Source organism: Kribbella pratensis (assembly GCF_004366075.1).
Taxonomy (GTDB): domain Bacteria; phylum Actinomycetota; class Actinomycetes; order Propionibacteriales; family Kribbellaceae; genus Kribbella; species Kribbella pratensis.
Genome location: NZ_SODU01000001.1, coordinates 2,910,310 through 2,924,612 on the forward strand (window position 1 = coordinate 2,910,310; position 14,303 = coordinate 2,924,612).

The following is a 14,303-nucleotide window of genomic DNA, read 5'->3' on the forward strand; positions in this document are numbered from 1 at the left end:
ACTGAGCTATCCGTGTTCGTCAGGCAAGAGGGTGTGTCCCGCACCCTGAGAACTTCGTTGACCCTTTGAAAGGCTCCTGGACCGATGCGTTCGACGCTCACTCGCGGTGCCGCCACCGCACTCCTGCCCGCCCTCGGCATGCTGGTCCTGGCCGGCTGCGGCGGCGACAGCACCGGCGGCACAACCACCCCCTCGCCGAGCGCCCCGGCCAGTACGCCGACGTCGACCCTCCCGACCAGCACCCCGACCCCGGGCAAGCCGAACACGAGCTCGCCGTCGAACACCGCCGACCCGTCCGGTGAGCAGGCGGACGTCACCGTCGACGTCACCGTTGCCAACGGCAAGGTCAACCCGAGCGGCGCGACGATCAAGGTGAAGGCCGGCCAGACCGTGCTGGTCAAGGCGGTCAGCGACGCCGCCGAGGAGCTGCACATCCACGGGTACGACAAGGAGCTGGAGCTCAGTCCGGGCAAGCCGGCCTCGGTCAAGTTCACCGCGAACATGAAGGGCACGTTCGAGGTCGAGACCCACAAGAGCGGCAAACTCGTCGCCAAACTCGTTGTCTCGTGATGCTTCCCCTTCACGGGATCGGTGGGCGTCAGGACCTGCCGGTTCCGTTCGGGCTGGCGGTCGGTGGGGCCGCGGTCGCGGTCGCGCTGTCGTTCGTCGTCCTCGGGCTGGCCTGGCGTAGTCCGAAGTACCGCGGCGACGCGTCCGGCGTACCGTTGCCGACCGCAATCACCCGGATCGTCGACGCCGGCTGGTTCCGGTGGATCGTGCGGCTGTTCGGGCTGGCGACCTTCCTGTACGCGATGGTGTCGCTGGTCTTCGGCGTCGACCGGCTGACGAACCCGATCTTCGGCTTCATCTACATCCTCGTCTGGGTCGGGCTGGTACCGATCTCATTGGTCTTCGGCCCGGTCTGGCGGACGCTGAACCCGCTGCGCACCGTCCACCTGCTGCTGTCGAAGCTGCTCCGCCAGCCGCCGTCCAAGGGTCTGCTCGAGCTCCCGGCCTGGGTCGGTCTGTGGCCGGCCGCGCTGGGCATCTTCGCGTTCACCTGGCTGGAACTGGTCGCGCCCGACCGCGCCACGATCCCGGTACTGCAGGCGTGGATCGCGTTGTACGTCGTGATCACGATGTTCGGAGCTGTCCTGTTCGGGGACCGCTGGTTCGCGCAGGGCGATCCGTTCGAGGTGTACGCGACCCTGATGTCGCGCCTGTCGCCGTGGGGTCGCCGTACCGACGGGCAACTGGTCCTCCGCCGGCCGTTGGAGAACCTCGACGGCCTTCGCGCGCAGCCCGGACTGGTGGGGATGGTGGCGGCGCTGCTCGGCTCGACGGCGTACGACGGGTTCTCGAACTCGTCCGCGTGGATCGGCTGGGCGCAGAACCAGGACGTCTCGATGACCTGGCTCGGCACCGGCGCGCTGATCGTCTTCATCCTGTTCGTGCTGATCACGTACTCCGGTGCCACGGTCCTGGCCGGCCGGCTCTCCGACAGCTCGCGGACTTCGCTACCGGGCCTGTTCGCGCACTCCGTCGTACCGATCGCCTTCGGATACGTCGTCGCGCACTACCTGACCCTGTTGATCCTGGAGGGTCAGCGGACGCTCATCTACCTGAGCGACCCGCTGAGCAACGGCGCCAACGTCTTCGGCACCGGTCTCCTCGCGGTGAACACCGGCATCACCAACCACAGCACGGCGATCTCGGTCATCCAGGTCCTCGCGGTGGTCTGCGGACACCTGCTCGGCGTCATCTCGGCCCACGACCGCGCGGTCGCCCTGTTCCCCCGCGCAAAGGCCCTGGCCGGCCAGCTGCCCCTACTGATCGTCATGGTCGGCTACACCTGCGGGGGCCTACTCCTGCTCTTCTCGTCCTGATGTACACCCCAGCCGAACGCTCGAGCCTCCGCGACGCCCTGGTTGCGGCAGCTCGAGCGGACGCGCGTGTTGCGGGCGCTGCGCTCACTGGCTCGGCTGCAGCGGGTGCAGAAGACAGGTGGTCGGACATCGACCTGGCACTCGGTCTCGCACCAGACGCGGACCAGTCCGGCGTCCTGACGGACTGGACGGACCGCATGTACCGCGAGCACACCGCTGTCCATCACACCGACGTCTGGTCCCGCAGCACCGTCTACCGCGTGTTCTTGCTGCAGTCCACGCTGCAGGTGGACATCGCGTTCGCCCCGGCCGAGGAGTTCGGCGCACTCGGCCCCACGTTCCAACTGCTCTTCGGCGAGACCGCAGAACAGCCGCAGTGGAGTGCACCGGCAGCCGTCGACGTCGTCGGTATGGCGTGGCTGTACGCGCTGCATGCGCGATCGAGCATTGGGCGCGGCAGGGTGTGGCAGGCGGAGTACATGATCAGTGGAGTGCGGGATCACGTGCTGACGCTGATGTGCCTGCGCTACGGCGTACCGCACTCTCAGGGGCGTGGGCTGCATCTGTTGCCGTCGGACGGCGCGTCTGCTGTGGAGGCGACTCTGGTGCGTTCGCCGGATGTGGAGGAGCTGCGGCGCGCGTTTCGTGCGAGCGTCGACGTACTGCTTCTTGAGGTCGAGTACGTCGACGCGGAGCTGGCGGTCAGGTTGGCGGGGCCGCTTCGGGGGTTGACGGCTTCGGCAGACTCCGGCTCGTGATCACCAGCAGGATGAAGGCGATCATTCCGACGATCAGGTGTGAGTTGCCGGGGATCGACTGCCAGAAGCTCCAGCTGAGCTCGCGGTCGTCGCGGAACGGGACCCACCAGATCGAGCGCAGCACGAACAGGCCGTAGAACAGTACGCCGGTGACGACCGCGGGGTTGAGGCCCCAGACGCGGTTGACGCCGCGGATCAGGCTGACGCCGAGCGGGATGATCCACACCCAGTGGTGGCTCCATGAGATCGGCGACGCGTACAGGACCGCGAGGGCCATCACGGAGATCGCGGTGACACGCTCGTCGGCGAGCCAGTACTTCCGGGCCAGCCACAGCACCGCCAGCCCGAACGCGGCCGACAGCACGAACCAGGTCGGCTGCACCCAGCTCGCTTCGTCTCCGATCCGGTGCAGGAACCCGTTGAACGACTGGTTGCCGGTGTAGGCGATCCCGCCGACCCGGTTGGCGTCCAGGATCACGTCGGTCCAGTACCGCCACGACTGGTGCGGCACGATCGCGAACCCGATCGCCATCGTCGCCAGCAACCCGAGTACGGCGTTGCGCAGCGCACGCCACTGCTTCGTGACCACCAGCAGTGCGAGGAACGGCAACGGGGTGAGCTTGACGCCGATCGTCACACCGAGCCAGAACCCGCGCAGGCGCGCGTCGTTCGGCCGGATCAGGTCCAGCAGGATCATTGCGGTCAGCAACAGGTTGATCTGGCCGAACTGGATCGTCTGCCAGACCGGCTCGAGCAGCAGCGACAGCACGGTCAGCGCGATCAGCACCGCCGTACGCTTCCGCTGGGTGACGAACGACCAGAACGTCCTGGTCAGGCTGGCCCGCCACAACGCGGTGATGCACAGCACCGAGATCGTCGTCCAGACCACGAGCGCGACACCCCACGGTACGGCGCCCAGCGGGACCATCGCGATCGCGGCGAACGGCGGGTACGTGAACGGGAGGTTCGAGCCGCCGGGGAGCTTCGCGTCGTACAGCGAGTCGCCGTGCAGCAGGACCGAGCCGCCCATCCGGTAGACGCGCAGGTCGATCATGCCGCCGTACAGGTGGAGGATCCAGGCGCCGAGCGCCACGAGGACCGCGCATCCGGCGATCGCGATGATCACGCGACGACGACCGGCCGGACGAGTTGGGGAGGAAGGAGGGGTGGTCACGGTCACGTCAGGTCGGCTCCGAACAGGGTTTCCAGCGCTCGCCGGGTCTCGTCGTACTCGGTGTGAAGAATCGCGGTCATCCCGACCGCGCGGGCGCCGTCGACGTTGAGCTGCAGGTCGTCGACGAACACGCACTCGGCCGGCTCGAGGCCGAGCCGCTGGGCGGCGAGCTCGAAGATCTCCGGCTCGGGTTTGCGCAGGCCCACCTCGCCGGAGATGACGATGTCGTCGAACATCCCGTCCCAGGTGTCCCGCGGGTAGGTGTTGCCCCAGGAGTTCGAGAGCAGCGCGGTCCGGATCCCGCGCTCGTTGGCGCGGCGGACCAGCGCGGACATCGCGGGCTGGTGCTCGAAGTGCGCGAACATCCGCTCGATCAGTCCCTCCGCGGGGACCGGCGTACCGTCGCGGCGGACCAGGATCGAGGCGAGCTTGCGCTCGAAGTCGGGGACGGCGATCTGACCGCGTTCGAGGGCGTGCACCGGGTTGAGCTCGGCGGTGACGCTCTCCGAAGGGAGCCATTTCATGACTGCTTCGAGGTAGGAATCGAAGTCGAAATCGTCGAGTTCGGCCCAGCGCCGCAGCGCCGGCTCGAGGCCGGAGGTGAGCACGCCGCCCCAGTCCACCAGCAGACCACGCGGCACCGCCCGCTCCTCGACCATGCGCGCAAGCCTACTCAGACGACAGTCGCCCTCACCCTCCCGACCCTCACCCTCACAGGCTGTGCACACTCGGCCAGAGTCCGTCATACCCCCGGCGTCGGTTCGTCCGCCCCGACCCCGAGCGGAGTGAGGGTTGGTCAGTGGTTGTATTCGATGCTGACGTCACCCGAAGACGTCTTCGCGGTGATCGTGCGGCTGGCGTTCGGATCGATCTTCACATTCGCCGACTCGTCGCCCGACGACGTGTCGGTGTCCACCTTGTACGCCTCGGTGCCGGACGGGAGCCGGATCGAGACGTCGCCGGAACTGGTCTTCGCCTCGACAGTCTGCGGCGCCTCGGTGAAGTCCAGCGACGTACTGCCGGAGCTGCTGTGCGCCGTCACCGACGTCGCGCTGAGCCCGTCCGCCTCGAGCTCACCCGAGTTCGACTTGAGGTCCAGCGGGCCGCCGACGTCGTGCACCTCGATGTCACCCGAGCTGGTCTTCAGCTCCGTCGCGCCCTCGATCCCGCTCACCGTCATGTCGCCGCTGCTGCTCTCGACCGTGAGCTTCATGTCCCGCGGCACCGTCAGGACGTACGTCGTCTTGCACCCGAACGACAGGAATCCGCAGCCGCCGCTGTCCAGCTCGAGCTTGCCTTCACTCTCGTCGTACTTCTCCTTCGGGTCCGAACCGAACACGTTCCGCTCGGACTGCCGGTCGATCTTGACCTCGGTCCCGTCGCCGGGCCGTACCTCGACCGTCGCGGAGCCGCCTTTCACGAGCAGCGCACCGCCCTGCACCGGGTAGCTGGTCTGGCTGTTCTTGGTGCCCTCGGTCAGCCCGGTGAGCGCCCAGTACGCCCCGCCGAGGATGAGAGCGACGGAGATCGCGATCCCGTACCGCCGCTCGACACTCATCGAGCTCCGCGGCCGGCCTTGGACATCGGACATGACGCTCCCTCAAGTGCAGGTCGAAGTGCTTCCAACACTGGCACATCGCGGCCCTGCTGTCGGTGGGGATATCCCCCAGATCCCCACCGACTCGACCCTGAGTGCCGGGCTCAGACGGGGACGGAATGGAGGTCGTTGGCGACCGCCGTGGCGAGCTGCTGGAACGCCTTGCGGAGCTTGCTCGACTTCGCCGCCTCGGCCAGACTGCGCCCGTGCGCGACCGCGGTGTCCGCCGCGCTCAGGTCATAGGGCAGCAGAGCGGCGTTGTCGATCCCGGCGTACTGCCGCAGCGCGTCCAGCGCCGCGTCACCCGGCGAGCCGCCGAGCGACCCGGAGCGCAGCCGGTTCACCACCACACGGGTGTTGACCGACGGTACGACGGCGCGCAGGTCGTGGACCGCCCGGATCAGGCGGGTCAGACCGACCGGGTCCGCCGTACCGACGACAACGACCTCGTCGGCCTCCTCGAGCGTCACCACGGTCGCCCCGTTGCGCCGCGGCGCCAGCGAGTCGAACGAGATCTCCTCGTCGGTCTCGATGCAGAACCCGGCGTCCACCACCGTGATCGGGGCCAGCGTCCGCGCGGTCGACCAGATCGCCTCGACTGCCGCGGGCCGTAGCTCGGTCCAGCGGTCGGCCCGGCTGAGTCCGGTCAGCACCAGCAGATGCGGATTCACCTCGCGGGCGTGCCGGGCGAGCATCACCATGTCGAGCGAGCCGTTCGACGCCGATCGGGCCGCGGCGGCGAGGCCGGAGGTCTCGTCGAGCATCCCGAGCATCTGCGCCACGGTCCCGCCGTACACGTCGACGTCCGCGAGCAACGTCGGGACCCGCTTCGCCGCGAGTTCAGAGGCGAGGTTGACCGCGACCGTCGTCCGCCCGGGCGCGCCGGTCGGTCCCCAGACCGCGACCAGCCGACCGGTGCCCTGCGGGAAGGCGGCCGGCTGCGGGTTGCCGGCATTCTCCGGCGAGAGCGGGACGAAACCGCCCGCGAAGTGCGAGCTGGTGATCGGCGGACCGGCGTCGACCGCATCGGAGATCGCCCGGCCGAGGTCCGCCGGACTCACGTCGGCGGGCAGGATCCGCTCGATTCCCATCCGGCTCAGCCGGTCCTCGGCGCCGAACGGCGCCCCGGTCTCCATCGGGTCGACCAGGGCGAGCACGGCGATACCGCGGGCGTGCAGCGCCGCGACCGCATCGGACGACAGCCGCGGCAGCGCGTCGGCCAGCAGCACAGCACGAGCCTGACCGCTCGCAGCCGCCGCCATCACGTCGGCGACGTCGACACAGCGCCGTACGATCCGGATCCCGGGTGCGCCCTCGGTCCGCCGTACGACGTCTGCTTCCCAGGGCGCCCCGGTGACGGCCAGTAGTACTGGGACCGACATCAGCTGTCCTTCCGGACCAGGGTCGGCTCGCCGGTGCTGATCGCGGTGAGGGCGGCCGGGATACGAGGTAGATCGTCCGAGGCGAGGGCGATCGTCACCTGCCTGCGCGCCGAACCGCCGGCGACACCCTTGACGGAGTCGATCTGCAGCACGCGAACACTGCTCCACAGGGCCCGAGCGGGCTGGCCCTCCTCCTTCGGTACCACCCACACGTCCACGACATCGCCCGGCGCGGTGTCGGACGGCAGGCGACCGGACGCCACCGACAGCGGGAACTCGGTGCGGTCCTGGTCGGACTTGGGTACGGCGGCGTCCCTCGGCACGAACTCTCCCTGGCCCACCGTCCGGCCGACGACCAGCCCCTTCAGATCGGCGTCGGCCGACAGGTACCGCCCCGAGTCGTCGCCGCTGGTGAAGCGGACCCGGACCGTGGTCAGGTCGTCGTCGGTCAACGGGGTCCCGGCCTTGAGCTCGTGCTTGGCCGCCCAGATCGTGGTGGTGTCGTCCGCGGAGGACAGCAGCTTGGCTCCGGCCAGCGCGGTGACGGCGACCAGCAGCACGCCGAGCACCAGGCGACCGTCCTTCCAGCGCGCCTTCCGGTTGCGCTGGGCCGGTGCGGCCGGCGCCCCGAAGCCACTTCGCACTGCTGTCTCGACCACGTCGTCTCCCCAGTCGGTCTGCTGATCCCGGGACATTCTGCCTGGTGGCCGCTCGCAGGGTGAACGGTCATCCACAGGCTGTCATGGCCTGGGGACAAACTCGGTCGTCCACCCGCCAACCGTGGCAAACTGAAGGAACCAGCCACTATCCGAAGGAGCACGACGATGCCGGGTCCCCGCTTCCTCCAGTTGGCCGACGTCGCCGAGGTCCTCAACATCTCCGCCAACCAGGTGTACGCACTGGTCCGCCGCGGCGACATCCCCGCCGTGAAGATCGGCGGCCGCGGCCAATGGCGGGTCGAGTCGACCGAGCTGGAGAAGTACATCGAACGCCTCTACACCGAGACCAAACAGTTCATCGACACCCACCCGTTCGGCGAAGAAGTCGACGCCAACGAAGACGCCAACCTCTAACCCCGCCTCCCTCGGCGAGCTGGCGCCAGAGGGCTAGGCACAGGCAGTGGAGTCTGGACACAGGAAAGTGCACTTGGGCACGGGCTGGTGTGTCTGGGCATAGGCAATAGCCTGTTTCCTCACCCCAGCAGGGGTGCACGCCCCCGGGGCTAGCGGCGGCGTAGGGCGCGGAGGGCCTGGGTGGGGACCAGGCGGACGTTGTAGACCTCGCTGCGGCGCCGGGGCGCGTCCAGGGGGTGCTCCGCGAGTTCCAGGAAGTCGGCGCCGACGCGGTCGATCGTGCCGGTGACCGGACCTCCACCGCTGCAGAACAGGGTGACCGGTGAACGATCCCGGGCGATCCCGCGCAGCAGATGCGCGAGTCCGAGTTTCCCCTCGACGGCTCCGACCGCCGGCTCCGCCCACGGCCCGAGCCGGTGTACGGCGACCAGGGCGTCGACCGGGATCAGCCATTCCTCGTAGCGCTCGGTCTCGAGCAGCAGGCAGTCCTTCCCGACCCGGCTGAGCAGCCCGCGGACCGGCTCCGCGTCGATCAGTTCAACGCGTACGACGGTGTTCACCGCCCCGCGCAGACGGTCCAGGACCGTGATCTTGCCGACCTCGGCGCGGATCCGATCGGCCACCTCGCCGTACAGATCACTCTCCTGGAGCGCCTCGAACTGCGACTCCAGGTCCGCGAACAACGCATCCCACCGCATGACCGTGAACCTACCGGTCCCGGGCGCCACCGCGCCCTGCGACGGTCACCGTCCGCAGCGGAAACCGACGCAGCGTGCGTTAAGGACTTGCAAACCTGCCGCAGAACCGGTCTATAGTGGTCAAGTCAAAGCAAACTAAAGCAAACTCATAGGTCGGGGGTGAAGCGGGATGAATGCGATGATCCGAGCGGTCAAAGGCACACTCGCGCTGGCCGGACTGGCCGGGCTCTACCTGCTGTTGCGGTGGATCACCGCGGGCTCGATCAGCGGCCTGCGGACGTACGACCTGGATTCGCTGACCGTTCTCGCCGTCGGGACGGTCGCGTGGATCGCATACGGGTGGCTGGTGCTGGCCGTCGTACTCACAGCGCTCGAGCAGATCCCCGGTGCGGTCGGTGCACTCGCCGGAGCCGTCGCCGGCCGGATCACCACCAAGACCGCCCGCGCACTGCTCCGCTCCGGTCTCGGCGTCGCCGCCGTCACTCCCCTGACCGTCGGCGCCGCCCACGCAAGTCCTGGCGACACCGCCCACGTCAGCCAGTGGACCCAGCCGTCCTCGACCACCCTGTCCACCGACTACCGCGCCACCGACTACCGCGCCACCGAGCCCCGCTCCACGGTCCAGCTCGGCGGCACCGACACGTCGTTCCGCGCCACCGAGCCCGCGTCCACTGTGGAGATCGGTGGCACGGAGACCGCGCTGCACCGCACGAGTGCCGACAGCACGGCTCCCCGTCAGCGCAGCAACGACTACCGTGCGACCGAGCCCCGCTCGGCCGTAGAGCTCGGCGGCTCCAAGAGCGCGCCGCAAACGCCGCAGACGCAGAGCGACTACCGCGCCACCGAGCCGCCCTCCCAGGTCCGCCTGACCAACCTCACGCCAGGCACACCGGCCCGTCCCACCACCCCCACCACGCCCAGCACGCCGACGCCGACCACCAGCACCCCGACGCCGACACCGACACCGACGAAGCCCATCACCAGCACCCCGAACCATCCGGCCGGCCACGGCAACCCGACCACCGGCCGCCCCTCCGCCGAGCGGAAGGCCACCGACCGGCCCGCCGCTTCCAGCGGCCCCGTGGACACAGGCGCAGGACAGAAGGGTGGGAACGACCTGCCCGCGGGTGGGCGTGCGCGGGTGGGTGTGCCGGATCGGCCGACCGCCGGTGCGCCGACCCGGTACACGAACCTGCGGCCATCCGTGCCGGTGCGGGTCGTCGTACGGAAAGGCGACTCGCTCTGGAGCATCGCCGCCCGCGAACTCGGCCCCCGCGCGACCGCCGATGCGATCGCCGCCCGCTGGCCGGACTGGTACGCCACGAACCGCCAAGTGATCGGGAACGACCCCGACCTCATCCTCCCCGGGCAGGTACTCCGCATCCCGCCCGCACCCACCGGCGACCACCTCACGCCCCACCCCGAGGAGCAGTGACATGAGCCAGCCCCCCAACCTCCGGCCGGAAGACCTCCCGCTGGAACACCTCCAGCCCGCTGCTCCTCTCACCGCCGTCCCCACCCGTACGACGGCCCGCACCGGAGCCCGCGCCGCTCAAGAAGACCCCGCCCCCACCCACCCGGACGCAACGGAGGCTCCCATGGCCGCCCCAACCCCGACCTCACCATCACCCAAGCCGACTCCTCAGCCCGAGCCGAGCACCACGCCGTCAACTCCCACGGGCACGGCGGTCCCAACTACCGCAGATGCAGCTACTTCGTCAGCGCCCGCCGAAACCCCCGGCACACCCGCAGCTACAGCAGCCGAGACCGCACTCGCTAGCACCGCGGTCGCCGGAGCACCGGTTGCCGACTCCACCGCTGGTGGAACTGCGGCTGCTGGGGCTGCGATAGCTGGGGCTGCGGTAGCTGGCTCCGCGGTAGCTGGAGCTGCGGTAGGTGGAGCTGCGGCTGGTGGATCCACGGTTGGTGAAGCAGCGGTTGCTGGCTCCGCGGTTGGTGAAGCAGCGGTTGCTGGCTCCGCGGTTGCTGGCTCCGCGGTTGCTGGCTCCGCGGTTGCTGGCTCCGCGGTTGCTGGCTCCGCGGTAGCTGGCTCCGCGGTAGCTGGTTCCGCGGTGGCTGGAGCTGCCGCTGGTGGAGCTGCGGCTGCTGGCTCCACGGTTGCCGGAGCTGCGGCCGCTGGCTCCACGGTTGCCGGAGCTGCGGCCGCTGGCTCCACGGTTGCTGGAGCAGCGGTTGGTGGCTCTGCGGTTGGTGGGGTGGATGTCGCGGGGATGTTGGCTGCGGTGGCTCGGCCTCGGTTGGCGTCGGTTGGCGGTGGGTCGGGTGAGCACACTGTGCCGGCCACCGCGCGGTACGCCGGGGAGCTGACGGACGGGGCGTTGGCGCTGCGGCTGCAGGCGATCACGCGGCTGGGCGTCGTGTCAGCGCCGCGGCACCTGTCGAGCATCGACGCCGCTGCCACCCCCCAGCCCCACACCGCGCCTCCCGCGGACGGTGGAGTGACGAAGGAGAGCCGGAAGCTCAGCGTGGTGCCGCCAGTTGTAGGTGCCACACACACGGTCGCGGCGCCTGGGCAACCTGACGGGGCCCGGGCGTCGCTCAAGGCAGCCAACACCAACCCGACCGACACCACCCCCACCACCACCCCGACCGACACCGCAAGCAGCACCCCGCTGGCCGCAACCCCGTCCAGCAGCACGCCGGCCAACGTCCGCTCCACCAGTACGCCAGCCACCACCGGTGCCGGCACCACGTTGACTGCAGCCGCGTCCAGCAGCACGCCGGCCAAGGTCCGCTCCACCACCACGCCAGCCACCACCGGTGCCGGCACCACGTTGGCCGCAGCCGCGTCCAGCAGCACACCGGCCAAGGTCCGCTCCACCACCACGCCAGCCACCACCCGTGCCAGCACCCCGCTGGCCGCGGCCCCTTCCAGCAGCACACCGGCCAACGTCCGCTCCACCACCACGCCAGCCACCACCGCCGGCAGCACCACGTTGGGTGCAGCCACGTCCAGCAGCACGCCGGCCACCGCGGGTGGCGCGGCGGCTGTTGGGAGGCGGGTGGGTGGGCGTGGCGGGGACGGGCGGGTGCAGGGTGGGGTTGGTGGGCCGGAGGGGCGGCCGGGGGCGGCTCCGGTGTTGCCGGAGGTTCGGGTCTGGGGGGCTCGGTTGGCGCAGGCGGTTTCGGAGGTGCTGGCGGGGGATCGACCGATCTCGCAGCTGGTGCGGTTCACCGACGACGTGGTGTTCACGGAGCTGAATCGGCGGGTGCGGATGCTCGGGATGAACTCGACCGCGGGTACGCGTGGGTCGAAAGAGAAGAGCACCGTGCGTTCGGTGCGGGTGTTCATGCCCCAGCCGTGCATCGCCGAGGTCGCCGCGCACGTGCGACACGGGGAGCGGTCGCGCGCGGTCGCGTTTCGCCTGGAGGTCCGCCGCAACCGCTGGGTCTGCACCGCGCTCGAACTCGGTTAGAGCGAGACGCGGCGAACTCTCGGCCGAGGTTCGGCGTCTCAACAGGCGCAATTCGATTGTGCTGCGTCTGTCACGTGGTTGGAGGCGGGGCGGCGTACGTTGGCCGAGGTCTTCTTGTTCGGGGGAATGGGATGTTGGAGAGTGCAGCCGCCGAGGCGGCGTGGCAGGTCGATGTTCGAGAGTTGACCGCGGCCGAGCGGGCGCGGGTTCTTCCGGCGGTACGTCGGCGACGGTGGAGCGAACGCATCCGCCTGCTGTATCCGTTGGCAGTGCGCTACCACCGTGCCGCCAAGCGGCTGGAGTGGATGAGGTCCAGCACGCCGTACGCCGGGACGCGCGACGTCAACGACCTACCGGTGCGCATCAAGCGGCACAAGTCGTTGCTGTTGCGGCAGCTCGGTGAGACCGAGATGTGGATGCAGCACAACAAGGTGACGAACCTGAAGCTCGCCTGCGCACAGGTCGACGGGCTGGTGATCCGGCCGGGTGAGACGTTCTCCTTCAACAAGGTGGTCGGCAACGCGACCCGCCGCAAGGGGTACGTGAAGGGCATGCGGCTGTCGAACGGGCAGGCCAAACCGGGCATCGGCGGCGGCATCTGCCAGCTGGCGAATCTGCTGCACTGGATGGTCCTGCACTCGCCGTTGACCGTGACGCAGCGATCCACGCACAGCTTCGACCCGTTCCCCGACAACGGGCGGGTGCTGCCGTGGGGTGTGGGCTGCAGCATCGTCTACAACTACGTGGACCTGCAGTTCCGCAACGACACCGACCAGACGTTCCAGCTGCACGTGGGCGTCGGCGATCGCTATCTCGAGGGCGAGATCCTGGCCGACGTCCCAGCGGAGTCGTCGTACCGGGTGTTCGCGAAGGAGGAGCGGTTCCTCCGGGTCGGCGCGGACTACTTCCGGCGGAACGAGATCTGGCGGACCGTGATCGATCGCCGCACGGGTACGGCGGTCCGCGACGAGTTGATCCGCGAGAACGTTGCCCTGGTCAAGTACCTGCCGGTCGACGTACCGGTGCTGGACGTCGTACTCCCGGACTGATCACCCGAGCAGCGAGCACCCGTACTTCTCGAACAGCGCCGCCACGTCCCCCGAGAACCCGCCGTGCAACTCGCGCAGCATCGCGTGGGTAGTGGACGACATCACCAGCACATACCGCGCCGGTTCCTCGCTCGGGTTGCCGAAGGTGTGCGGCACGCCGCGCGGCCCGACGATCCCGGACCCGGCCGGTACGTCGTAGTCCTCGCCGTCGATCCGCATCCGCATCGTCCCGGACAGCACGTACCACGCCTCGTCGTCGGTGTGATGCACATGCAGGGGTGCCTGCCACGCCACCTCGTCCGACGTACGTCCCGCCGCCTCCCACTCGGCGAGGACGAGGCCGGATCCCTCCGGCGCCACCGTCCGCCCGAGCAGCGGAACCCCTGACAGGTCGTCGCGACGTGCCACCAGAATCTCCTTCTCACCGGCGAATTCCCCATCCTGGCCGCGCGAATCCAACGATGCAACAGGAAGCGACGCCACCGAGAAGCAGTGCAACTGGAACTGTCGGCGGGACGTAGCAGACTGGAGGTGTGACTGTGGTCCTCGTCGAGCCGTACCGGGAGCGCCCCGCGCGCATCGCCGGCGCCGACCTCTGGACGCGGACGGCAGCGGGCGGTGAGTACCGGATCCTGCCCGACGGCTGCATGGATCTGCTGCTGATGGACGACGACCTGATCGTCGCTGGTCCGGACAGCCGCGCCTGGACGGGCAGCGCGCCGCGGGGCACGCGGTACGCCGGGATCCGCTTCGCGCCAGGCGCCGCGCCGGGCTTCCTCGGCGTACCGGCCCGCGAATTGCTGAACCAGCGGGTCCGCCTCGCCGATCTGTGGTCGCCGAACCGGAGCAGGCGCCTGCTGGATCGGATCCGGTCAGCGCCCGACCGCGCGACAGCACTCGACCTCGAGGTCGCCAAACTGGTCGAGGAACCGACCGACCGCCTGACCGCGCATGTACTGCGCAGCGTCCGCGGCGGCCTGCTCCGCGGCACGGCCGGCGTCTCCCGCCTCGCGGCGACGATCGGTCTCAGCGAGCGGCAGCTGCACCGGCGCTGCCTGGACGCGTTCGGCTACGGCCCGAAGACGCTCGATCGGGTCCTGTGGATGAACGTTGCCCTCGACCACGCGCGCACCGGCGTCCCGCTCGCCGACGTCGCCGTGCTCACCGGGTACGCCGACCAGGCCCACTTCACCCGCGATGTGAAAGCTCTCACCGGTCTGCCACCGAAGATCCTCTTGGGCTGACAAAC

At 69.5% G+C, this 14,303-nt stretch carries 16 protein-coding genes; 9 read left to right on the top strand and 7 right to left on the bottom strand.

Annotated elements, in window-relative coordinates; genetic code table 11:
- The first annotated feature begins 84 nt into the window (after nucleotides 1-84).
- Genes EV137_RS13965 through EV137_RS13975 form a run of 3 tightly spaced genes read left to right on the top strand, consistent with a single transcriptional unit; the run spans nucleotide 85 to nucleotide 2,644 of the window.
- Complete coding sequence (locus tag EV137_RS13965) at nucleotides 85-570, top strand: cupredoxin domain-containing protein (protein WP_134129015.1); 486 nt, start codon at nucleotides 85-87, stop codon at nucleotides 568-570.
- Nucleotides 570-1,886 (top strand): hypothetical protein, encoded by a 1,317-nt coding sequence (locus EV137_RS13970; protein ID WP_134129017.1) that lies wholly within the window; start codon nucleotides 570-572, stop codon nucleotides 1,884-1,886. The genes EV137_RS13965 and EV137_RS13970 overlap by 1 nt, the downstream gene beginning before the upstream one ends.
- Complete coding sequence (locus tag EV137_RS13975) at nucleotides 1,886-2,644, top strand: nucleotidyltransferase domain-containing protein (protein ID WP_134129019.1); 759 nt, start codon at nucleotides 1,886-1,888, stop codon at nucleotides 2,642-2,644. Before EV137_RS13970 ends, EV137_RS13975 begins: the two co-directional genes overlap by 1 nt.
- Here the strand turns inward: EV137_RS13975 and EV137_RS13980 are convergent.
- The 5 genes from EV137_RS13980 to EV137_RS14000 all read right to left on the bottom strand — a co-directional run bounded on the left by EV137_RS13980 (nucleotide 2,589) and on the right by EV137_RS14000 (nucleotide 7,456).
- Nucleotides 2,589-3,770 (bottom strand): glycosyltransferase 87 family protein, encoded by a 1,182-nt coding sequence (locus EV137_RS13980; protein WP_238175281.1) that lies wholly within the window; start codon nucleotides 3,768-3,770, stop codon nucleotides 2,589-2,591. The two genes, EV137_RS13975 and EV137_RS13980, sit on opposite strands and share 56 nt — an antisense overlap.
- A gap of 50 nt (nucleotides 3,771-3,820) precedes the next feature.
- A complete protein-coding gene (locus EV137_RS13985) occupies nucleotides 3,821-4,477 on the bottom strand; it encodes an HAD family hydrolase (RefSeq protein WP_133997507.1) in 657 nt (218 codons plus the stop codon).
- 137 nt (nucleotides 4,478-4,614) lie between these two features.
- Nucleotides 4,615-5,409: a DUF4097 family beta strand repeat-containing protein gene (locus tag EV137_RS13990; protein WP_134129021.1), complete on the bottom strand. Its 795-nt coding sequence runs from the start codon at nucleotides 5,407-5,409 to the stop codon at nucleotides 4,615-4,617.
- A gap of 110 nt (nucleotides 5,410-5,519) precedes the next feature.
- On the bottom strand, nucleotides 5,520-6,797 hold the full coding sequence (locus EV137_RS13995) for a CpaE/TadZ family protein (protein WP_134129023.1): 1,278 nt from the start codon (nucleotides 6,795-6,797) through the stop codon (nucleotides 5,520-5,522).
- Nucleotides 6,797-7,456, bottom strand: a complete 660-nt coding sequence (locus EV137_RS14000; RefSeq protein ID WP_133997517.1) for a CpaB family protein — start codon at nucleotides 7,454-7,456, stop codon at nucleotides 6,797-6,799. Before EV137_RS14000 ends, EV137_RS13995 begins: the two co-directional genes overlap by 1 nt.
- Nucleotides 7,457-7,621: 165 nt before the next feature.
- Between EV137_RS14000 and EV137_RS14005 the strand changes: the two genes are divergently transcribed.
- Nucleotides 7,622-7,870 carry a helix-turn-helix domain-containing protein gene (locus EV137_RS14005; protein ID WP_133997520.1) on the top strand — a complete coding sequence of 83 codons (249 nt, stop codon included), beginning with the start codon at nucleotides 7,622-7,624 and terminating at the stop codon, nucleotides 7,868-7,870.
- 149 nt (nucleotides 7,871-8,019) lie between these two features.
- Here the strand turns inward: EV137_RS14005 and EV137_RS14010 are convergent, their stop codons facing one another.
- On the bottom strand, nucleotides 8,020-8,568 hold the full coding sequence (locus tag EV137_RS14010) for a hypothetical protein (protein ID WP_130382387.1): 549 nt from the start codon (nucleotides 8,566-8,568) through the stop codon (nucleotides 8,020-8,022).
- A 169-nt stretch (nucleotides 8,569-8,737) separates the two neighbouring features.
- On the opposite strand from EV137_RS14010, the gene EV137_RS41035 reads away from it, so the two are divergent.
- The 4 genes from EV137_RS41035 to EV137_RS14030 all read left to right on the top strand — a co-directional run bounded on the left by EV137_RS41035 (nucleotide 8,738) and on the right by EV137_RS14030 (nucleotide 13,054).
- Nucleotides 8,738-10,003: a LysM peptidoglycan-binding domain-containing protein gene (locus EV137_RS41035; RefSeq protein WP_202870915.1), complete on the top strand. Its 1,266-nt coding sequence runs from the start codon at nucleotides 8,738-8,740 to the stop codon at nucleotides 10,001-10,003.
- Nucleotides 10,004-10,464: 461 nt separating this feature from the next.
- Nucleotides 10,465-10,614, top strand: a complete 150-nt coding sequence (locus EV137_RS14020; RefSeq protein WP_202870916.1) for a hypothetical protein — start codon at nucleotides 10,465-10,467, stop codon at nucleotides 10,612-10,614.
- A 248-nt stretch (nucleotides 10,615-10,862) separates the two neighbouring features.
- Nucleotides 10,863-12,005 (top strand): Rv3235 family protein, encoded by a 1,143-nt coding sequence (locus EV137_RS14025; RefSeq protein WP_134129025.1) that lies wholly within the window; start codon nucleotides 10,863-10,865, stop codon nucleotides 12,003-12,005.
- Between the two features lie 131 nt (nucleotides 12,006-12,136).
- Complete coding sequence (locus EV137_RS14030) at nucleotides 12,137-13,054, top strand: VanW family protein (protein ID WP_166679865.1); 918 nt, start codon at nucleotides 12,137-12,139, stop codon at nucleotides 13,052-13,054.
- Here EV137_RS14030 and EV137_RS14035 read toward each other — a convergent pair whose 3' ends face one another.
- Complete coding sequence (locus EV137_RS14035) at nucleotides 13,055-13,462, bottom strand: cupin domain-containing protein (protein WP_166679866.1); 408 nt, start codon at nucleotides 13,460-13,462, stop codon at nucleotides 13,055-13,057. It abuts the gene before it with no gap.
- 125 nt (nucleotides 13,463-13,587) lie between these two features.
- Here EV137_RS14035 and EV137_RS14040 point away from each other — a divergent pair, with 125 nt between their 5' ends.
- Nucleotides 13,588-14,298: a helix-turn-helix domain-containing protein gene (locus EV137_RS14040; protein ID WP_238157455.1), complete on the top strand. Its 711-nt coding sequence runs from the start codon at nucleotides 13,588-13,590 to the stop codon at nucleotides 14,296-14,298.
- The last annotated feature ends 5 nt before the right edge of the window (nucleotides 14,299-14,303 follow it).

Excerpts from the sequence above, each read along its gene's own strand:
- EV137_RS14005 (WP_133997520.1), top strand. The coding sequence starts at position 7,622 with ATGCCGGGTCCCCGCTTCCTCCAGTTGGCCGACGTCGCCGAGGTCCTC.
- EV137_RS13990 (WP_134129021.1), bottom strand. The coding sequence starts at position 5,409 with ATGTCCGATGTCCAAGGCCGGCCGCGGAGCTCGATGAGTGTCGAGCGG.
- EV137_RS13995 (WP_134129023.1), bottom strand. The coding sequence starts at position 6,797 with ATGTCGGTCCCAGTACTACTGGCCGTCACCGGGGCGCCCTGGGAAGCA.
- EV137_RS13965 (WP_134129015.1), top strand. The coding sequence starts at position 85 with ATGCGTTCGACGCTCACTCGCGGTGCCGCCACCGCACTCCTGCCCGCC.
- EV137_RS13970 (WP_134129017.1), top strand. The coding sequence starts at position 570 with ATGCTTCCCCTTCACGGGATCGGTGGGCGTCAGGACCTGCCGGTTCCG.
- EV137_RS14030 (WP_166679865.1), top strand. The coding sequence starts at position 12,137 with ATGTTGGAGAGTGCAGCCGCCGAGGCGGCGTGGCAGGTCGATGTTCGA.
- EV137_RS14010 (WP_130382387.1), bottom strand. The coding sequence starts at position 8,568 with ATGCGGTGGGATGCGTTGTTCGCGGACCTGGAGTCGCAGTTCGAGGCG.
- EV137_RS13985 (WP_133997507.1), bottom strand. The coding sequence starts at position 4,477 with ATGGTCGAGGAGCGGGCGGTGCCGCGTGGTCTGCTGGTGGACTGGGGC.
- EV137_RS13975 (WP_134129019.1), top strand. The coding sequence starts at position 1,886 with ATGTACACCCCAGCCGAACGCTCGAGCCTCCGCGACGCCCTGGTTGCG.
- EV137_RS41035 (WP_202870915.1), top strand. The coding sequence starts at position 8,738 with ATGAATGCGATGATCCGAGCGGTCAAAGGCACACTCGCGCTGGCCGGA.